Origin of the sequence: Rhizobium sp. AN80A (assembly GCF_030053015.1) — a bacterium.
In the GTDB taxonomy this organism is placed as follows: domain Bacteria; phylum Pseudomonadota; class Alphaproteobacteria; order Rhizobiales; family Rhizobiaceae; genus Rhizobium; species Rhizobium metallidurans.
Window position 1 is genome coordinate 283,182 of record NZ_JASJPX010000002.1, and the last position, 18,159, is coordinate 301,340.

Annotated in this window: 17 protein-coding genes and 5 pseudogenes; 8 read left to right on the forward strand and 14 right to left on the reverse strand. The window is 58.8% G+C overall.

The genetic code is table 11. From position 1 onward, the window contains the following. Positions 1 to 493 precede the first annotated feature (493 nt). The gene (locus P3R82_RS07725; protein WP_283193635.1) at positions 494 to 796 is read right to left on the reverse strand and encodes a hypothetical protein; all 303 of its coding nucleotides are present in this window, start codon (positions 794 to 796) and stop codon (positions 494 to 496) included. 329 nt (positions 797 to 1,125) lie between these two features. Further along, positions 1,126 to 1,638: pseudogene (locus P3R82_RS07730) on the reverse strand (transposase); the annotation flags it as partial. A 296-nt stretch (positions 1,639 to 1,934) separates the two neighbouring features. On the opposite strand from P3R82_RS07730, the gene P3R82_RS07735 reads away from it, so the two are divergent. Beyond that, positions 1,935 to 2,312 (forward strand): response regulator, encoded by a 378-nt coding sequence (locus tag P3R82_RS07735; RefSeq protein WP_283193636.1) that lies wholly within the window; start codon positions 1,935 to 1,937, stop codon positions 2,310 to 2,312. Positions 2,313 to 3,067: 755 nt separating this feature from the next. Here P3R82_RS07735 and P3R82_RS07740 read toward each other — a convergent pair. Beyond that, positions 3,068 to 3,571, reverse strand: a pseudogene (locus tag P3R82_RS07740) (transposase); the annotation flags it as partial. 239 nt (positions 3,572 to 3,810) lie between these two features. Between P3R82_RS07740 and P3R82_RS07745 the strand changes: the two are divergent. Next, on the forward strand, positions 3,811 to 3,936 hold the full coding sequence (locus P3R82_RS07745) for a hypothetical protein (RefSeq protein ID WP_283193637.1): 126 nt from the start codon (positions 3,811 to 3,813) through the stop codon (positions 3,934 to 3,936). A 396-nt stretch (positions 3,937 to 4,332) separates the two neighbouring features. On the opposite strand, the gene P3R82_RS07750 is transcribed toward P3R82_RS07745, so the two are convergent. The 4 genes and pseudogenes from P3R82_RS07750 to P3R82_RS07765 form a co-directional block, all read right to left on the reverse strand. Then, the gene (locus tag P3R82_RS07750; protein ID WP_111564201.1) at positions 4,333 to 4,935 is read right to left on the reverse strand and encodes a general stress protein; all 603 of its coding nucleotides are present in this window, start codon (positions 4,933 to 4,935) and stop codon (positions 4,333 to 4,335) included. 23 nt (positions 4,936 to 4,958) lie between these two features. Beyond that, entirely contained in the window at positions 4,959 to 5,270 is a 312-nt protein-coding gene (locus P3R82_RS07755; protein WP_111564200.1) for a PepSY domain-containing protein, read from the reverse strand. A gap of 243 nt (positions 5,271 to 5,513) precedes the next feature. Continuing rightward, positions 5,514 to 5,669, reverse strand: a pseudogene (locus tag P3R82_RS07760) (transposase); the annotation flags it as partial. A 720-nt stretch (positions 5,670 to 6,389) separates the two neighbouring features. Beyond that, positions 6,390 to 6,641, reverse strand: coding sequence for a GlsB/YeaQ/YmgE family stress response membrane protein (locus tag P3R82_RS07765; protein ID WP_111564199.1), 252 nt, complete (start codon positions 6,639 to 6,641; stop codon positions 6,390 to 6,392). Between the two features lie 974 nt (positions 6,642 to 7,615). Here P3R82_RS07765 and P3R82_RS07770 point away from each other — a divergent pair. Continuing rightward, positions 7,616 to 8,573 (forward strand): IS630 family transposase gene (locus P3R82_RS07770; protein WP_112950595.1). Its coding sequence is split into 2 segments (ribosomal slippage): positions 7,616 to 7,957 and positions 7,959 to 8,573, totalling 957 coding nucleotides; the frame shifts between segments, so codons are not numbered across the junction. 138 nt (positions 8,574 to 8,711) lie between these two features. Here the strand turns inward: P3R82_RS07770 and P3R82_RS07775 are convergent. From P3R82_RS07775 to P3R82_RS07785, 3 genes are all read right to left on the reverse strand, one after another. Further along, positions 8,712 to 8,939: a hypothetical protein gene (locus P3R82_RS07775; RefSeq protein WP_111564198.1), complete on the reverse strand. Its 228-nt coding sequence runs from the start codon at positions 8,937 to 8,939 to the stop codon at positions 8,712 to 8,714. A 152-nt stretch (positions 8,940 to 9,091) separates the two neighbouring features. Beyond that, entirely contained in the window at positions 9,092 to 9,280 is a 189-nt protein-coding gene (locus P3R82_RS07780) for a hypothetical protein (RefSeq protein ID WP_111564197.1), read from the reverse strand. 1,094 nt (positions 9,281 to 10,374) lie between these two features. Further along, positions 10,375 to 11,628 carry a cation:proton antiporter gene (locus P3R82_RS07785; RefSeq protein WP_111564195.1) on the reverse strand — a complete coding sequence of 418 codons (1,254 nt, stop codon included), beginning with the start codon at positions 11,626 to 11,628 and terminating at the stop codon, positions 10,375 to 10,377. 1,393 nt (positions 11,629 to 13,021) lie between these two features. Here P3R82_RS07785 and P3R82_RS07790 point away from each other — a divergent pair. The 3 genes from P3R82_RS07790 to P3R82_RS07800 all read left to right on the forward strand — a co-directional run bounded on the left by P3R82_RS07790 (position 13,022) and on the right by P3R82_RS07800 (position 14,527). After that, the gene (locus P3R82_RS07790) at positions 13,022 to 13,405 is read left to right on the forward strand and encodes a hypothetical protein (protein WP_283193638.1); all 384 of its coding nucleotides are present in this window, start codon (positions 13,022 to 13,024) and stop codon (positions 13,403 to 13,405) included. Between the two features lie 86 nt (positions 13,406 to 13,491). Beyond that, entirely contained in the window at positions 13,492 to 13,965 is a 474-nt protein-coding gene (locus tag P3R82_RS07795) for a hypothetical protein (RefSeq protein ID WP_283193639.1), read from the forward strand. Beyond that, positions 13,955 to 14,527: a hypothetical protein gene (locus P3R82_RS07800; protein WP_112989758.1), complete on the forward strand. Its 573-nt coding sequence runs from the start codon at positions 13,955 to 13,957 to the stop codon at positions 14,525 to 14,527. The genes P3R82_RS07795 and P3R82_RS07800 overlap by 11 nt, the downstream gene beginning before the upstream one ends. 3 nt (positions 14,528 to 14,530) lie before the next feature. Here P3R82_RS07800 and P3R82_RS07805 read toward each other — a convergent pair whose 3' ends face one another. Genes P3R82_RS07805 through P3R82_RS07820 form a run of 4 tightly spaced genes read right to left on the reverse strand, consistent with a single transcriptional unit; the run spans position 14,531 to position 16,300 of the window. Further along, the gene (locus tag P3R82_RS07805; protein ID WP_283193640.1) at positions 14,531 to 15,289 is read right to left on the reverse strand and encodes a hypothetical protein; all 759 of its coding nucleotides are present in this window, start codon (positions 15,287 to 15,289) and stop codon (positions 14,531 to 14,533) included. Then, positions 15,186 to 15,854 carry a hypothetical protein gene (locus P3R82_RS07810; protein ID WP_283193641.1) on the reverse strand — a complete coding sequence of 223 codons (669 nt, stop codon included), beginning with the start codon at positions 15,852 to 15,854 and terminating at the stop codon, positions 15,186 to 15,188. Before P3R82_RS07810 ends, P3R82_RS07805 begins: the two co-directional genes overlap by 104 nt. 18 nt (positions 15,855 to 15,872) lie before the next feature. Beyond that, positions 15,873 to 16,046, reverse strand: coding sequence for a type II toxin-antitoxin system VapC family toxin (locus tag P3R82_RS07815; protein ID WP_283193642.1), 174 nt, complete (start codon positions 16,044 to 16,046; stop codon positions 15,873 to 15,875). Beyond that, positions 16,043 to 16,300 carry a type II toxin-antitoxin system VapB family antitoxin gene (locus tag P3R82_RS07820; protein WP_111564334.1) on the reverse strand — a complete coding sequence of 86 codons (258 nt, stop codon included), beginning with the start codon at positions 16,298 to 16,300 and terminating at the stop codon, positions 16,043 to 16,045. Before P3R82_RS07820 ends, P3R82_RS07815 begins: the two co-directional genes overlap by 4 nt. Before the next feature lie 410 nt (positions 16,301 to 16,710). On the opposite strand from P3R82_RS07820, the pseudogene P3R82_RS07825 reads away from it, so the two are divergent. Beyond that, positions 16,711 to 17,475, forward strand: a pseudogene (locus P3R82_RS07825) (DUF1932 domain-containing protein); the annotation flags it as partial. A gap of 78 nt (positions 17,476 to 17,553) precedes the next feature. After that, positions 17,554 to 17,748, forward strand: a pseudogene (locus P3R82_RS07830) (hypothetical protein); the annotation flags it as partial. Positions 17,749 to 18,159 lie beyond the last annotated feature (411 nt).

Sequence of the window (18,159 nt, forward strand, 5' to 3'; positions counted from 1 at the left end):
AGAGGGCCGACTCCCCCAAAGCGCTTTCGCTTGGAGGACGACGCTCTAACTCTGGGACCGTACAGAGCGCAATGTCGGTAAGACGTCCTATCCTGATCGCCGCGCTCAGCCACCGCGACAGGTTTCAATCAGAATGTGAGGGCATAGGTTCGATGACCCGCGGACGAGATGGACACTTAACGACCAGGACGCCGCCTGCCCGGTTTCGAGAGCAGTCACAAAGAACTTTTCAGAGCAATTCACTGTAAAGCATGGTGATCCAAAGGACGCTCCCCGCGAGCCAGACCAGCCCGGGCCACATGAGCTTGCGGCTGTCGTCGGTTCTCATTGCAAACAGAGCGATCGCGCCCCCGGCCACGCACGATGTACCAGACGCCGAGCGAGGCGAAGTGCTCTCGTCCTTTGATGAGCGTGTCGATCAGGTCGAAAGCAAAGGATATGGCAAAGAGGGCGAAGAAGGCGTGCCGTCTTCGGATGACAAACATCCTCCCTGTCACCATGGCCCTGAAGATGGTCGGGGTAGAGCGGCGTCGACATCAGGAAAAACAACGAAGCGTTGGCAAGCACGAAAATGTAGATCCAGAAATTCCATGTCTCGACCAGGCGAAGCGCGAACTCCCACCACCAGAAATGGACGGCGCCAAAGCAGAAGTGCCATTGACCAGACGATCTGCGCATGCATCCTGTCGGTCTTTCCTGGCTCCTGCAGGCGACGAGACAGACCGGACAGCACGCGAGTTATCGACAGCCCGAGGATCAGGCTGACGAGAACTCGCAAGTGTCCATAGGCGTCCATGCTTCAAATCCTCTCGCGTTATCGAGGCCTCATTGCCGGCGTTGCGGTAGCCACCGGAGACGCCTGGTTGCTGTGGTGGCAAAGGTCCCGCGTCCGTGTCGGATCCCGCTGAGAGAAATCGCAAACAGCAGCCCCGCGCAGACCAGCAACAGATATCCACCCACTTGGCGATAGGCGATCACACCCAATATGCCGCCCAGGAGAAAAGCCACGATCGTCCAGACGTGCAGCTTGAGCCGCGTACGGTTTTCGGCGGCGTGGGCATCGGGTTCTCGTCCGCGTAGAATGTCGAACGCAATACCGAACGCCCGAGGCCACCGGCGCCGAGGCGGTGCATGGATATAGCCCGTTCTTGGCTTCAGGCGCAGCAGGTGCTTCGGATTGGATGAGCGCTTCTTCGCAATCTCTTCAGGCGAGAATAATGCCGGAATGCGCCGGGCGACCGTGACATAGGATGGCATGGCAAGACCGGCTTCCTCGCAGCGCGCCTGGATCTCGGCAACGACAGGAGTGAGTGGAGGCGCCTCGAGCGTCAGCCATTCCTCGCGCAGCGTTGCGTCGATGATGTCCTCGATCTGTTGGGGCAGTCGCTTGCGCCGGCTGACGGCGGCGCGTGGCGGCAGGGCCGTCGCCGTTCGATCCGCGCGATAACGGGCAAGGAGATTGTAGACTTGCCGCGTCGTCAGCCGCAGCTCCGCTGCGGCGCGAGCCATGGCAGCTTGCCGTGGGCCATCACTATCGAGGATTTTGTCCAGCTCTCGAGACAAGCGGCGAGCGGCCGACCATTGCTCATCCGGAATCGGTCGAGTTGCGACTATTGGATCGCGCAATTGCTTGGTCAAGAGAGTGCTTTATTGAAATCGTTAGCGGAAAATTCGCGCGAATCTATTCGCTAAAACTAACTTGCCTATGACATTTTGCCGTTTGAAATCGGGAAGTAAAAGCCACAGAGGTCATATGTATCATGGGATTGCGGCCACCGTCATCTTCAAGGCCGCGATACCTGGAGGTTTTAGGACGCCACCTTCCGGCGGTTCGTTCGTATTTTATTAAATATGTTCGATAATAATCCCGTCGGAGGGGCGATCGAAAACCTGGGCGAGCGAGTTCATCTCGTATCCACGGAATGGAGACGGCCATGTACCAGCGTACCGTACTTATCGTAGAAGACGAGCTTTTGATCCGAATGGTGCTCGCCGACACATTGTTTGACCGGGGCTACGATGTGCTGGAAGCAGGAAACGTTCTCGAGGCTGTCGCAATCCTCGGGCAAAAAGAGCTTGATGCCGTAATCACCGATGTTGATATGCCGGGTGGCTTGAGCGGCCTCGATCTTCTGCGGATGATGTCAAGAAACCAGGCGAGCGTCCCCGTCATCGTCGCCTCCGGTGGGCATCTACTTAGTCAAGATGATCTGCCGACAGGCGCGGTGTTTATACCCAAGCCCTACAGCGTGACGGCCATCGCGTCATTGGTCGATGAGATGACCTCTTCCGCCAAGCGCCGTCGGGCTTGAAGGCAAGGGCGACGCGGGGAACAGGTTTGACTGCGCCGGGTTCGATGTCTCGAAACCAAATGGTGGATGAGAGATAACCCAGATTTTTTCGTACACGGTATGTTTCAGAACCACAAAAACTGGGACCGCTGGGTCCGCTTTTTTCCGCACGGGGATATGACTGCAGCGCGCCCGCGTGACCGCTACCCGGCAGGACGCTCTTTAACCACGATCGCGGATCGCAGGCGGCGCAGCACTACCCTCGCCTGGTGAAGGGCTGCGGGGTTTTGGCGCTGGAGGAAAGTATCCCCGCTGAGCCTATACTGGCGAACGCATCAGAGCGCGATCGCCTTGAACGCGGCGGCGGCGTTCGGGCCCCGCTCGGCCTTTGATCTCACGCCGATCCGGAAGCTGGCGACCGTATCAACCTTAGGGGCGAAAACGAACAGATCGCTCGCGCGTCCCTCTTTCAGTTCGATCTCGACCTCCCTATCGGAGAACGGCGGTCAGCGGAAATGGCGTAAACCTCATCAAGGGCCACCTCTATCCGTTAGCCATTCTCCACGATATTCCACAGCCGCCTCGCGATCATCAAGTCGAAAAAGGATTCAAGCTTCAGCTCGCCACCGAATTCCCCAAGCAGCCGGCTCGTGTGATCGAGAACGGGTTCGTTGCTCTCGATCAGCGCTTCCCATTCGGACCGCGCAAACAGCGATCCGCTTGGCCCCGTCGCCTTCACGGCTTGCGTCCTGGTGTCGCCCACCCGCCTGACGCGCCCGCACTTTGAGGTAGGTGCCGTCCACCCACAAGTACGGCCAGTCGCCCTCGATTGGCCGATCGAGAAAGGCTTTGACCTTGTCATCGATCTCTTCGCACAGGCGGGAAACCTGGCTCTTTGAGATGCCGCTCATCCCCATGGCCTTGACGAGATCATCCACGGAACGCGTCGAGATGCCCTGAATGTAAGCTTCCTGGATAACAGCTGTCAGCGCCTTCTCGGCCATGCGGCGTGGCTCGAGGAAGGTTGGGAAGTAAGACCCTTTACGCAGCTTTGGGATACGCAGCTCTACCGTACCTGCACGGGTCTCCCAGTCACGGTCGCGATAACCGTTGCGTTGCGCCAATCGTGATGGGCTCTTCTCACCGTGGGCCGCGCCAGTTGCAGCGCTAACTTCCAATTCCATCAGTCGCTCAGCAGCAAAATCGATCATGTCGCGCAGAATATTCGCGTCCGGGGTCTTCTCCACGAGCTCGCGTAGGTCCATTATGTCGTTGGTCATCGATGTATCCTTCGTATCTGGTTGAGTGTCAGCAACCCAACCATACCGGAGATTATCGATGACCGCCCGCAAAGCCGCTCACTCGCTACAGCGCGCTAAGGGCGCGCTCGCGAGCGGCTTTGCTACCGTCGACTTACACCACATAGCGTGATCGCTCAGGGCCTAGGCTCAGGCGTCGACTCTCCACACTGTCTCTTGTCAACTGTGGCCAGTGTGCCCAAGCTATGAGGAGAACTGCCATGAAGTATCATGCCGGACTGGATGTCAGCCAGCAAACGACATCAATCTGGATCGCTGATGACGAAGGCAGGATTGTGGCCGAGCGGAAAGTAGCGTCGTGCCCAGACGCGATTGGAAGCGTTTGAACCGTTCTCGGTAAGAGGCGGTCAAAGTGCCGACCTCGAAGAGAACAATGAGCCTGACCCGCGATGCCAGCTGCGACCAGCTTGATAACCGCGATCAGAGAACGCTCGGGGACACGATCGCGAACTCGTGCGAGGCGTCTTAAAGGGGAGGCACAATCTTCTAATGATTGGCCGATATGCTTCACTACAGCCACGAAGCATAGATCCTAGTCGGCTCTTCAGCATATCCAACTGCTCTCCACCGGCTTCCTGAAGACATGGGCGCCAGTGTGTTGGTCAGGTCCAACCGGGCCGCCTCGTGCATTGGCTTTTCGCCACGCGGCGCCGCGAGACCCCATAAAGGCGCGCTTCGAGCGGCCCGAGATGGACCGTTCGACGTTGCCTCACCGCGATGGATCAACCGCGACGATACCGCGAACGCTCCGCTTCAATCTGTTCCGCCGAATAGGGCTCAGCGTTCTCGTCGAAGCGGTTCCAACCCTGTTCCACATAGCTGGCTCGTCGCGATTGATAATCAACCGGACGGGACTGCGTAAGGATGGACTGAGCGGTTGCGACCTTGCTCTCTTCGACCCTCGCGGTAACTACCGAACCCCCTCGGCGAATTCCCTCGGCGTAAAAATTCGCTTCGTCTTCGGAAACGCCTTCCCGAACCATGGCGCCGACGATGCCGCCAACCGCGCCCCCTGCAACAGCGCCCGCGACAGCGCCAGCTGCCGTGGCCGCCAGCCATCCCGCGGCGACGACCGGACCAACACCTGGAATGGCCAACATTCCAAGTCCCGTCAGAAGACCGCCCGCGCCGCCGGCAACCGCGCCGACACCCGCGCCGGTTCCAGCCCCTTCAGCCGCATGGGATCCCTGTCCCTCGACATCGACGCCGTTTGCCTTGTTCGTGACGATACTGATGTCGTCGGACGGCACGCCAGCGTCTTCAAGCGCCTTCACAGCGGAACGGGCGTCGTCGTAGCTGTCATATAGTCCAGTAACTGTTCGCATGTTTTTGTCTCCTCTTCTTTTGTTTACTTGGCCAACGTCACGTTGCCCTGAAAGTCCAGGGAAACCTTGACGTCCGCCCCGTCCTTCTTCGCGTTGGCGCGCCAAACGCCTTGGTCGTCAAGCTTTAGGCTCATGACGTCAGTGTAGCCGGCACCTTCGATGCGCGACTTCGCCTGATCCTCGGTGAAGCTATTCTTGCCGGCGACCGGGGCGGCGGGATTGTGTTCCGTGTTAACGGCCGGCGTCGTCTGCGAGGTGGACGGGGTCTCGCTCTGCGCGAACGCGGCGGTTGCCGAAAGGATTATGGCGGCGGAAAGCGTTGTGATCTTTTTCATTGGTGTCTCCTCGAGTTACGAGGACGAAACCTCGAAAAAGACTGTTTGTTCCGAGGCTTATGACAAATTGTTTGATTAAGGTTATTCGGTCCCAATCGCGCAGTCACTGCGTGACAATCCATACTGTCCCGTCTCGCCGAGTAGACCGCAACGATGATGGCCATCCCGGTAAAGCCGATGAGCCCACGATCCTGATAATCACGAGAGTGGATGTAAATGTCGATTACGCGATGAAATTCTCATCCCCATGGCCTTGACGAGATCATCCACGGAACACGTCGAGATGCCCTGAATGCAAGCTTCCTGGATAACAGCTGTCAGCGCCTTCTCGGCCATGCGGCGTGGCTCGAGGAAGGTTGGGAAGTAAGACCCTTTACGCAGCTTTGGGATACGCAGCTCTCACTGGCTTTGATCCAGGGCATGCGGTGATGGCTGACGCGCGTTTGGATCTGATTTTTGTGTGGGGAGACGTGTCCCCACGGTGACCGCGATCACGACAACCTCCTGATGGAAAGGGATGGGCTACCGGAACCGACCAGAGCTCAGTCGTTGGAAGAATTCGCCTAACTCGTTTGGAAAACGTTTCCGAGCTGTCTCGAATCACGCGTGCGCCGTGAAGATCTAGACCCACCTCAAGACCGGATCGCCCCTACGCGGACCACCAGCCGGTCGCGGTGTATTTTCCTGACCTCTCGAAAAGCGACCGAAGTCTTTTCGTTCCATCTGAAACTTCGAAGCCGCATCTGCTCCACGTCACGCGTTTCTTCCCACGAGACAAACATATTTTCGAGACCTGCGGGGTCTCGCGTGGGCCTTGCCACGCGTTATCACGGCGTTGTGGCGCACTGTAACCGACGGCAGTGGAAGCCGCCACCTTGTCCAACGATTATCCGTTTGAATTGCGATGTTGTGTCCCGCCGTCAGACTCATGTCCAGATGACCTCACGCGCCGCCCCACGGTGACCCGGCGCCGACAGAACGGGATCGCGTTCGAGCCGCCCGGGACAGACCCCGTTAGGAGCGAGGCGACGGCAACGCTGCATGGCCCAGGAAACTTTAATGGGCCGCCGCGTCGCCGCGCGCTTTTGGGGGCTTGGTTTGAGAGCAACCGTGATTTCCTCAACGCCGGAAGATTCGTCCGATCGCGATCAGGATGCAGGCGCCGACGAAACCCGCAATGAGGTATCCAATCCAACCTCCAAGCACGACACCGAAAACGGAAAGGATAGCGTTCGCGACGATTGCGCCCACGATGCCTAGTATGATGTTCATGATCACGCCCATGTTGGACCTCATGAACTGCTCGGCGAGCCAACCCGCGATTCCACCAATGATTATTGCCGCTAACCAGCCAATGCCTGCCTGTTCCATGTTGCTTGCTCCATCGAAGCCGTTGGTCGTCAGCTTGAGTTAGGGCTCGTCGCGAAGCCGTCAATCCGACCAGTTCGTGAAGCTCCGCGGATGAGCAGCCCTCGGCAGATTATCCCCTTCAGTCCAGCTGGCGAATATCCCGACACAGGGAACCTATTCAATCGCCTTTTGTTCGGTACGAAGGCGTCCTTTGCTACCCGGATGTCTGCCCGATATCCTTCGGTCGGGTGAAGCCCTCGCGAAATTCGCGGGGGCTTCGTAGCGTGATTGGAAAGAACCGCGCTATCTAAGACGGGTGGATAATATGACTATCGTTGGGAACCCAGTGGCGTCTTCCACATTGGACTGGGGTCTCATGACTTGCGACGGGATAAATGGCCGCGGAAAACCGCGACATCAACTGCCCGCTGGGCTGTTCGCCGTCAAATCGACCTCTCTTATCCCTGCCGAGCGTGAGATCGCGATCGACACCATGGCTGAGTGGTTGGCGCTAGCACGGGGATCGGCGCCGAAACGCTCGATTACACGGACGAGAATCTCCATGAGCGTATGCTCGACCTGCCGGACGGTAGGGGTGGATGCGGTGATCGAGGCTGTTGGCATCGAAAGCCATGGGGCGGGGAGATTGATGGAAAAAATGCAATCGAAGCTCCAGCATCGAGCCTCCTTACGCCTTGTGGCAAGCGGTCCTTGCATGTCGTCCAGGCGGCATCGTCTTATTGCCTGGCATGTTCGTTGGGTCGGCCATCGCGGCGCCCTTTGGTGCATTCGTCGGCAAAGCCCTCACGTTAAAGAGGGCGCGGACCCATGTTCAGAGATGCCCGCGCCCGCTGATGGAGCGGATCGTCGAAGGGAGGAACGATCCATCTTCCCTCACCACGCATAGGACCAGGCTAGAGCGTCGGGCAGTTTCTTTGAATCTGACGATTCCCCTGGCTTCGATTTTATGATTCAACATGGCAGGAGGACTTGCCATGTCTCGCGCCTATTCTTCGGACCTTCGCCAACGGATTGTTGATGCGATCACGCAAGGCCAAACGCGTCGGGCAGCCGCTGCTGCTTTCAAAGTCTCGCCCGCCACGGCTGTTCGGCTTAAGCAGCGGGCGGATCGAACGGGCTCGGTCGAGCCCTCCCGGCGCGGTCGGCCCAGCGGCAGCGGCAAATTGGGCCCGGTCCGGGATGCCATTATCGCCAAGGTAGAGGCGCAACCGGATATAACCATGCCCGACCTGGCGGCTTGGCTGGTAGAGCATCATGGTGTGAAAGCTGATCCTTCGAACCTGTCGAAGCTTCTTTGCCGGGCGGGCTTCAGCTTTAAAAAAAACACTGCTGGCATCGGAACGCGCACGCGCCGATGTGCGCCGGGAGCGCGATGAGTGGCGCAAACGTCGCCAACCCGCTATGCAACAGAGCCCCGGACGTCTCGTCTTCGTAGATGAGACTTCGGTCAAGACCAACATGACACCACTGCGTGGCCGTAGCATCAAGGGCAAGCGCCTTCAGGCGGATGCGCCTTTCGGCAAATGGCACACCCAAACCTTTGTCGCCGGTCTGCGCTGCGATGGCATCACGGCACCCTTTGTCGTCGATGGGGCCATGGATGGAGCCAAGTTCGACACCTATGTGCGAACTCAACTCGCACCGACGCTTGAACCAGGCGACGTGGTGATCTGGGATAACCTCAACGTCCACAAGAGCCCCCGAGCAGCGGCGGCCATCGCTGAGCGGAAGGCATGGATACTCTTCCTGCCGCGATATTCGCCAGACAACAATCCGATTGAAATGGCCTTTTCGAAGCTCAAGGCACTCTTGCGAAAAATGAAAGCAAGGACTTATGACGATCTCTGGAAAGCCGTCGGAAAGGTTTGCGACCTATTCACGCCGCAAGAGTGCTGGAACTATTTCCGCCAGGCCGGATGCGTTGCACATTAATCGCCCGAGGCTCTAGAAGGAGGGCCAGAGGCCTAAAAGATTCCGCGACAAGAAGGACGGCTGCGTGAAGGTTGTCATTCGACCAAACGCATAGTTCCCTGGGGCTCTCCGGTAAAGCGGAGGCTCCAACGGGCAAGGTTACTCGGCAGCAACCCTGAGTTCCGCCGCGACGGCGTCAAGCAATTCGATCGGCGCGATTATATCGAAGTCCTCGATCATGTGGTGCTGGTCGGAACCGGTCACCGCTAGCGTCCAATAGTCTGGGTCCTCGCCAAAGATCGTGGACACTTGAACGACTGTTGCACTTCCCTTTGCATGCTTTCGCGGTCGCGCCCAATAAAACGCATCTGGGACCAATCTCGTCATCACGCTCACTCCCCACGGGTGCGCCGACGATACCAGAATTTTCTTGAAACGCCATGGTTGGCATTTGTCGGGTACCGTACCATCGCCCTGCCGGCCGGTCGCCAGGAAGTTGGACCGCAGCACGCAGCAAGGCGATGGCATGATGATCGAAACTAGTCGGTGATGCGAATTCTTGTCGCCACCATGAAACGCTCCTTTCCAGCGTTAGTGCAATGAACCGCCAGCACGGTCCCATCTTTCCCGACGACGGTTCGTGGATAGCCGACGTCCGGCAGTGGCGCGGGTTGGCCGACGACTTCCTCGTCGGACCACGATTTGCCGCTGTCGGTGCTGATTTTCATTCAGATGCCATACGGCGCGATACCCGATCCGTAAACCAACGCCACTCGTGCGCCGGGCAGCAGGGATAAGCTACCGGGATTGCCGCCGAAGCCAGTATTCTCCCCCGGTAGACCCAGTGGGCGCCATGATCTCCCCAGATCTTCCGACTTGAATGCTTCCAGCCAGCCATCCTGCCCGGCCCGCGACCTGGTCGAATGACAGTCAGCACGGTATCATCGTCCAATCGCACGCTTGATGGCATTATGCTGTAACTTTCGTCGTCGTAGGGAAGCCGACACTTGGCCTGGAACGACCTGCCACCGTTCAAGCTCTCGGCGCACAGCGTTCTTCCCGCCTGACCGTCAGGCTTCACGCAGGTCACCATGAACAATGCATGTTGCGATGATATGGGAAGGATGTCGGTTCTGGTGGCGGCGCCGCCGATATCATGCCCGCTGAACCCAAAAGGTCCGTCCCAGTGCGCGCCTCGGTCCCGGCTGAGGTAGAACCAGCTCCTAGCATTGATCCCAAGGTCTGTTCGAGCCGCCAGCAAATGCACTCCGGGTCAAGAAAATCACTTGGTGCGGTGACGCCATCGAAGTGTCCATCATGAAGCCTCGGCCCGGACCGAAGGCGTCTTGCAACGTGCTCATCCGCGGAAAGACTTTCACCGCCCGGCGCGTGCCCGTGGAATTCCTCCACCATCCACGATTTTCCCCCCATCCTTGCTACGGGCCTGCCTAGGCACGAAGTTGTGGCTTTTATCGCGTGCGTGGAGCTCACCCTGATCCTCCAACCAACACGGCGAGAACCTCTTCCTCCCAGCGCCAGAGCCCATAATCGGCTGGCCAGGCGGCGAAGTGATGCTTCTCGCGGTAGACAACGGAATGTTCGGCCAAAATCCGTCATCTATCCCCCGCGATCGCGTACAAGACCGAGGAGTTTGAACGCCGAGACCCCATTATGGTGAGGACGTAAATTTTCGCTGATATCTCTTTTGTCTCGCGGCTGCGAATAATCTTGGCGGCTTGGGGAATGAAGCTAGCGACCGAGCACATGGACGCGCCGCAACCGATCATTGTCGCCATATCCATCACGACTTGCTCCAGTGCGGTTACATTGCCGTCGGCTTCGTGGCGTCCACGCCTCGTTTGCGATCGATCCATCCCATGACGGGAGTGACCGCGATCCCGTGCAGAAAGATCGATGCCAAGATTATGACAAAGACCGTCGCCCAAACGGTTTCCATGCCGGTGAAGTCAGCCTTGCCCGAGGCGTAGGCAAGGTAATAGATCGATCCCAGACCCCGGATCCCGAAGACCGACACGATTAGCTTTTCGGCTGTTGGGTGGCCGCATCCCGCAAGGCTTAACCAGCCGGCGAGAGGCCGAACGAAGACAAGTGTCGCCGCCCCGACGATGGCGACCCGCCAATCGACTAGATCCAGCAGCGATCCTTCCGCGACGATAGATCCGAAGCAGACGAGCAGGACCATCATCAAGAGCCGCTCGATCTGTTCCCCGAAATCGTGCAGTTCACTGTGGAAGCGGCTCTTGCGCTCGACGTGACGAATGGTCAGCGCGGTCACGAATACCGCGACGAACCCGTATCCGTGCAGGAGTTCCGTCGCGCCGTAGGACAGAAACGTGAAACCTAGCGCGGCCAAACCATCCCCGGTTTTTTCGATCCGTCTGGTCTCGGGCAGTTTAAAGGTCAAATAACCGAGCAATCGACCGATGAGCCATCCGACCCCAATTCCGGCCGCGAGCTTCCAGACGACATCGAAGGCCAACCAGTAACCGATCCACTCCTGTCCGTTGCTTGTCGCCATGGCGATCGCGGCCATGACGAAGGGGAAGCTTAGCCCGTCATTCAGCCCTGCTTCCGACGTTAGGGAGAACCGAATATCGTCTTCCTCGCCGGTTTGCGGCGGTCCAACTTGTACATCGGCGGCAAGGACCGGATCGGTGGGCGCGAGTGCCGCGCCAAGCAGAAGCGCCGAGGCGGGTGGCAAGCTGAGTAGCCACCACCCAAGAAGAGCGATGCCGGCGATCGAAAGAGGCATGGCGATGCCGAGCAGACGCCAGGTGATCATCCAACGTTTCCATCCTAGCGCTCGGTCAATCTTCAGGCCCGCGCCCATCAAAGCCACGATGACCACCAGTTCCGTGAGATGCTCGGCCCAGCTGGTGTTTTCCAGGGGATTGAAGCGTGGAAGGGGCGTGAATGGCGACCAGGTCAGCAACATGCCGATGACAATGCAACAGATGGGCAGAGATATCGGCATGCGTTTCAAGGCCAGCGGCAGCCACGTCGTCAGAAGCACGATCAACCCGAATATGAAAAGTGTAATGACGTAGCTGTTCAATCGGCTATTTCTCCCGCGTCGGCTTAAGCCCGTTCCAGCGGCAATCTGGCGACCTCCGCGCCACGACCTTCACGCTTGCTTGAAAGTCCTCGGCCATGTCATGAGAAACTTGATTGGTGGCGCGGGGCTCCCGGTAACCGACATGGCGGTCCACCTCGGCGGGTCTGTCCGCCGGTATACAGCATGGATTTGAGCCAATTCGCCACCGAACGTCGCACGTTCTCGGCGCGTTCGGTGTCACCATGAATAATGACCGATAACAGACCGCGTCCAAGACGACTTGTGTCGAGTACTGCGGCCCGACACCTCGGGTCCTGTTCCAGGACCGCTCTCGCGCTCTTTGCCCTCTTGAAGCTTTTCGATGACCCACCCGGGCAGGTTTGCTCGCTTCCCGAGCCATTCTCTTCGCGGTGAGTCCGGGTCTGGCCAATGGTGTGGTGAACCGCGATCTGATCCGTGGCCAGACCGTATTTCGGTCCCCCGAACTCCACCCCTGATTTTCGGGTCAGGGGAGCCCTCCCTGAGTGCTTGCGCGCGTCGCGAGCGCCATCGGCAATTTTCGCGAGTTCCTCGTCCAAGCAATCACAGGCGGTGTCGTGAAAGTCGTGTGGCGCGAATATGCCGTCAGACAAACCAAACATTGTCATCGCGTTCCTCCAGCCGGCCTGTTTAATTAGGTAAGCCTTACACATAATCAGGTGCCCGACAACGAAATATACTTTCCAGGGTTGGTGTTTGACACATATCGGGTCGGTCCTTTTATTAGCTCCACGACGTTTGTCGGGCGTTCGCCATGGAGGCATGCGACAGTTTTTCGGACTCGTCGCCGAGACAGTTGGTCCCGCGGCAACCCTTGGCGATGCGATGGACCTCGTGGAGCGTGGCCCGCCGATCGATGGAGCGATCCTGGATATCAAGGGAAGTCTGAGGCTTGGACTGCCTTCAGGTGCAGTTGGATCCTCAAAGCTGGGGCGGGACATCGGTTTGCTCCTGTCTCGAAGCAAGTTAACGTTGGGCAATGTCACCAGTTCCAAAGCCGGATCGTCGATTTGGGCCGGTCTTGGCCGCTACGTACCGAACCTCGTTTTGCGAGCGGTTACGGAAGGCCATAATCATAGACCTTCCTATTGGTCGAACCTAGCCGAAAGCCGCTGTCTGAGATAGATATTCACAAGATGGGCGGACTGAAACGAGCAATGCGATCAAAAACGGGCAAGGCGTGGCTAACCAAGCTGCTTGCCGGTGCCGGTGGGCTGTTGGCGGCTTCGATTTCACCGGGTACACGCTGTATGAGCGCAGGCAGGCCGATGTCGTCCCTCAGGTCGAAGTTGCGACACCGGTGGATGCTGGGCGTTGGAAGGTGTCTTTCGCCGGAAGCGCTTTGGCCAAAGAGATGCCGAATGGAGCGAAGATATCGCCGGGCAAGAAGGCCATCGTTGTCAGCATGATGCTAGAAAACCTGTCGGCACAGAGCTCCAATCTCTATGGAAGCTTGATCAAGCCCACCAATCTGCCCGACACGCCGAAGCCGCAATATTACCTGAGCCGCGACCGGGCCATCCTTTGGGATCTGCAGCCTCGAATGCCCGAGGCGGTGGCTGCGGTATGGGAGGTTCCCGCGAATGTCGCATTGCCTGATGTTCTAAGGCTGCGGGTCGAGGGCGAGTTCTTCAAGCCGAGGGACAATCTCTATAACGCGCCGGGCTGGTTCCCCTTGGGGACGGTCGCGGAAATCGCATTGCCGCTGGATGGCGAGACGTCGGAGACAAAACCTTGAGGCGTGCGGCACCAAAGATTCCGGCTGTTCTTGGAGCAGCGGCTCTGCTTGCGGCACTCCAGGCAACGACGCCACCCTATGCGACATTGACCGGGCCAATCAGCACCGTGGGTCGTCAGAGCGACACGGTTTCGAGTGATACGTTCAGTGTAAAGATCAACCGCGTCCTGAAGGCGAAGAGCATTGCCTACAAGCAATTTGGACGAGCGGTGGATCTCCAGAGTTCCGGCGTCTGGGTGGCGGTCTCCGCCGAGTTGCAGGCGTTCCAGAAAACCGTGCCGGTTCGCGCCGCGACGCTGATCGGTTCATCCGGTCGAATGTACCGTCAATCGCGACGGGCAGGGGATGCGCCAAACGTTCTCTCGACGAAAACCGTTCAACCCGGATTGCCGACGACGGGCCTGTTGGTGTTCGAGCTTCCTGAGGACGAGCTCCGCAACATGAAGCTTGTGCTTTCCGAACAGTATGATCCGCAGCTGAAGGATGAGATTAGCGTGTCGCTGGAGACGATCGAGACCGCACCGCAGGCTAGGCTGGAGATTCGCAAAGATGGCGTTTGACCGCGAGAGAAGGACTTGGTTGCTGTCGCTCGCAAGCTTGCCGCTTCTCGTAGTCGCAGCTGTTGTCGTCAATGCATGGCGCAACATCGAGGATTACCGGCATCGGATCGAGACGGATATCCAGCAGGGATCCGGCCAGCTCGACTACGCCGGCGCGGCGTGGCGCCTCGAGAAGGTGAGACTTATTGGTGATGGGCGCGACGCGCAACTGCGTCTTCCCGGCGAGATGCGGCTGATCATCGTTCGCATGGTCGCAACCGCCGCCCGCGATATCGGTGACGGCTGGAGCCAATGCGAGGTCAGCCTGGTGGATGGGACGGGACGCCGGTGGTTGCCGCTCGACGTTATTCTATCAAGCGACATTAGCCGCGATCTGGAACCTAACAGCGAGCCCGTGAAAGGCTGCGGTATCACGTCGCTCCATCCGCCTCATCAAGACCATGCCGCCTTGATCGAGGAGAAGTTCGTTGTTCCCGCCGCGGCGGTCTCCACACTGGCTGTCAGGTTGAGCGTCGCGGCCTTGCGGCCGCGGGCGATCGGCTTTCCGCTCGCGCTGAACTGACAATCACGCCTCGGCGGAGCGCAATTCTCGCCCCCTCCATTCCCGACCCTGGGCAAAGCCGATTTCCAGCGTCGCCGCGAGCAGGCAAATCTTGATCGGCGTGATCAGTAGGCCGTCGCCTGGATCGCTGGGTGTGCCAATGAAGGGTGAAATCGTCTGCGCGATGACTTGCCACAGCGGCAAGTCATGCGGTCCGATGAGCTGTGTCAGCCAATACCAGCTCCAGGCGGAGCCCCAATCCAACAGCCGATAGCCGATAATGGCGACGAGGATCGAACCAATACCGGAATTCAGCGCCAGGCCTATCCCTTCGGCAAGGGCGCGATAGCGTTTCACCGTGCCTGCAATGAAGTGCGAAATGAAATCGCGCACCGACTTCGGCAGTGCTTCCCAACGTGACACGGCGCGGGCGAGGCGCCCTTCGCCGGGCATACGCACGCTATCGATGTCATAGCCGTACACGACGGCAGCGAGCGTGAGCCAGACGACCGGGTAAAGCGCATAGAAGAATAGGCTGACGAGCTGCGCTGTGATCGGCGGTGACGCGAATTCGGGTGGAATCGGCACATCCCGTTGCGCAATGGCGTCTGTTACGGGCGAAAGCAGGCTGACCAGTGTGCCGATCGATTCCGGGATATGGCTGAACCAGGCCCTGATCTCATCCTGCCACTCCGACAGGACGAACAGACCGATAAACGCCCAGTTGGCTTCGCAGACCACGATGAGGATCGGCCAGATCGGCGCCTGCGAACGCTTGTGCATGGTTTTTGCGAACCGTCTCACCACCCAGGCGACAATGACAGGGATGATCAGCCACTTGCCGCGGGAAACATCCAGCAAACCGGCGCTTTCGCCGGCCAAGAAAAAGGCTGAGCGACAGTTTGGAATAGTCCCGCACCGTGTCGGCGAGAAAACCCCAGGCGGTGTAGAAGGCGAAGAAGGGGACAAGGCTGAGCGCCAGAGCACTGACGAAATCGCCGGGGGGCGGGGGCGTCTCAACCTCGGTCGTCGTTTCGAGTCGATCCGTCAATCCATGTGAGGCGGCATTCAGCGCCGGAAGGCCGCGCCGCACCGTCTCAAACAGGGCCATGATGACGACAAGTTTCAACAGCACGACCAAGGCGAGAACGGAAAGACCAGCGAGCGAGCTCCAGCGCCCGATCATGGCAGCGAATTCGTTCAGTAGAAGATTGCCGATGAAACCGAGCAGCCAGAGGGCTGCCAATTGCGGCCAGAAACGCCAGACGAGAGAGGCGGTCAATCGCAGTTGATGCAATGCGGTCTTGAAGCCGCCGTCTAAGGTAGTCGCCTGAGCGGAGTAGGACATTTCTCCCTGATACCATTGCTAGGATTCATGGCCAAGATTGGATTTGTCGATCCCAGCCTCTGGGGGCCGCACTTCCAGCAAGGTCGGCCAGCCAATGATGACCGGCTCTCGACCGATCAGCGGCCTGAAGACTTCAGCCTCGGGCTCGTCAGCCGCTATCGCGATGATCACCGAGGTATCGACGGCGATCATATTGGTAGACCGTTCTCGTCATAGAATTCGTCGTGCGCCGACGTCGTGCCGGCCGGGATGTTGCGCCGATCTTTGGCTGCCAGATCCCAAACGGCGTCCATTGGATAGCGGATCTTGTCTTCGCGCAGCGCCTGGTCGTAACGCTCGAGCGCCAGCTCCACCAGCCGGTTGATCGGCTGCCCGGTGCGGCTGGAAAGGGCATGGGCCAGATCGCGGGCCTTGCTGCTGCGAACGGAAAGCTGCGGTTCAGACATGCGGCGGACCCGATTTTTTATGCGGCGAATATCGGGGAAGCAACGCGAGATGGCAACGTTTTGTTTGGATGGCTAACTTACGATAAGAGGTACCTATCGGATATTGAGGCAAATCCTTTGATCGCGTCATCATCCGGCTAATCTTTGGGAAGGCGCCGCGAAGCGTTGTGATACGCCAGCATGATCGGATGCAACGGCAATGGCGGCATTAATTGACCTCGAGGCGATTGCACCGGCTCAATGAATGGCGACGCTATCAATACGGAGAGATACCGCCCGTTAGACGACCGACGAGAAGCCGTTCATCGGAGTTGGGGCGCCGAGCGCTTCAGCGGTCACATGGACCGCTTGGGTTGCATCTAGCGCCACCGCCGCTAGTTCTTATGTGAGTGGAATCGCGGAAGGTGACCATGTCAAGGATTGCCGTTGTCGGAATGGGAGCAATGGGAAGTGCCATTGCAAAGGCGCTCCCGTCATCGAGCGCGGAGATCGTCACCTATCTGGAGGGACGATCATCTACGACACGTGAACGCGTGGCCGCTGCGAGCATACGGGAAGTTGAGCTGACGGCGTTGGTTGACGCGGACGTCATCTTGTCGGTTCTGCCGCCTTCCCAGGCTCTAGCGGTCGCTGACCTTGTCGCACCCGCTATGCGCTCTTTCAAGTCTTCTTCCGCGGTCTTTGTCGACTGCAATGCCATTTCAACTGAGACGATGGGCAAGGTCGCTCAAGTGTTACACAACGCCGATGCCAAGGTGCTTGACGGCTGCATCATCGGCGGGCCGTCGGAGGTGGCAAAGCCAGGTCCACGCTTCTATCTTAGCGGGGGCGCGCGAGACACAATTCCTGTTCTTGTCGAATACGGCTTGGATGCACGTGCCCTGGACCGAGACGTTGGTGCCGCGTCCGCCCTTGAAATGTGCTACGCGGCCATCAACAAGGGCCTCATCGGTCTTGGCGCCTCGATGCTCTTGGCCGCCGCGCGGAGCGGTGCGAAGCAAGCTCTAATGGCAGAGCTTTCTGAAAATCAGTCTCGGCTCGTGGCGAAGCTCGCCAAGGACATTCCCGACATGTACCCGAAAGAATACCGTTGGGTCGAGGACATGGATGAGATTGCCGCGTTTCTGGGAGCAGATGACCCGGCCGCGGATATATTCTCTGGGATGGCGGCTGTCTTCCAACGACTGGCAAACGACCGCAAGGGCAACGGCGAGATAGCGACGACCTTGTCCGAGATGCTGGCGGATCGACCAGAAGGTAGCCTCAATCGGTACGATGCCTTGAGCAACCGTAATTTTGACGAAGGCAGCAAGTGCCTCGAACCGGTCCCAAGCGCTCGTGAAAGCCAGGATAGAGCTGAACTGGAAGAGGGGCTTGAGGCCAGCTTTCCGGCTGGTGACCCGATCTCAGCTACCGTGACCAGCGAAGCGGGAAGCACGAGGACGTGAAAGCTTCCGATGACCTTAGGAAATGAGGCACAAATGGCTGTCGTCCGCGTCGTCGATCTTGAAACAGGAGGTAGTGGCCAGCAGGAGGTGTGCGAGATCGGTTGGCAGGACGTCGTCCAAAGCCGGGGATGGTCGGTGGCAGCTCGATGTCGAGCGTGGCTCATTGATGGTCAATCCGGGGCGAGCTATCTCGGCGGAAACGATGGCCGTTCATCACATCCTCGACCGTGACGTCGCCGGAGCACCATTGTGGCGGGAAGTCGCATCGTCGGTGCTGCAACCGCGTCGGCGTCCTTTGGCACTTGCCGCTCACCGCGCCGCGTTCGAACAACGCTATTGCACTCCACGTCTGAGCGGAGGTGCGCAATGGATTTGCACATGGAAGTGCGCGTTGAGACTGTGGCCAGACCT

Excerpts from the sequence above, each read along its gene's own strand:
- P3R82_RS07755 (WP_111564200.1), bottom strand. The coding sequence starts at position 5,270 with ATGAAAAAGATCACAACGCTTTCCGCCGCCATAATCCTTTCGGCAACC.
- P3R82_RS07725 (WP_283193635.1), bottom strand. The coding sequence starts at position 796 with ATGGACGCCTATGGACACTTGCGAGTTCTCGTCAGCCTGATCCTCGGG.
- P3R82_RS07775 (WP_111564198.1), bottom strand. The coding sequence starts at position 8,939 with ATGACGAGATTGGTCCCAGATGCGTTTTATTGGGCGCGACCGCGAAAG.
- P3R82_RS07765 (WP_111564199.1), bottom strand. The coding sequence starts at position 6,641 with ATGGAACAGGCAGGCATTGGCTGGTTAGCGGCAATAATCATTGGTGGA.
- P3R82_RS07805 (WP_283193640.1), bottom strand. The coding sequence starts at position 15,289 with ATGCACAAGCGTTCGCAGGCGCCGATCTGGCCGATCCTCATCGTGGTC.
- P3R82_RS07790 (WP_283193638.1), top strand. The coding sequence starts at position 13,022 with ATGCCGAATGGAGCGAAGATATCGCCGGGCAAGAAGGCCATCGTTGTC.
- P3R82_RS07735 (WP_283193636.1), top strand. The coding sequence starts at position 1,935 with ATGTACCAGCGTACCGTACTTATCGTAGAAGACGAGCTTTTGATCCGA.
- P3R82_RS07815 (WP_283193642.1), bottom strand. The coding sequence starts at position 16,046 with ATGATCGCCGTCGATACCTCGGTGATCATCGCGATAGCGGCTGACGAG.
- P3R82_RS07810 (WP_283193641.1), bottom strand. The coding sequence starts at position 15,854 with ATGTCCTACTCCGCTCAGGCGACTACCTTAGACGGCGGCTTCAAGACC.
- P3R82_RS07820 (WP_111564334.1), bottom strand. The coding sequence starts at position 16,300 with ATGTCTGAACCGCAGCTTTCCGTTCGCAGCAGCAAGGCCCGCGATCTG.
- P3R82_RS07745 (WP_283193637.1), top strand. The coding sequence starts at position 3,811 with ATGAAGTATCATGCCGGACTGGATGTCAGCCAGCAAACGACATCAATC.
- P3R82_RS07780 (WP_111564197.1), bottom strand. The coding sequence starts at position 9,280 with ATGAAAATCAGCACCGACAGCGGCAAATCGTGGTCCGACGAGGAAGTC.
- P3R82_RS07800 (WP_112989758.1), top strand. The coding sequence starts at position 13,955 with ATGGCGTTTGACCGCGAGAGAAGGACTTGGTTGCTGTCGCTCGCAAGC.
- P3R82_RS07750 (WP_111564201.1), bottom strand. The coding sequence starts at position 4,935 with ATGCGAACAGTTACTGGACTATATGACAGCTACGACGACGCCCGTTCC.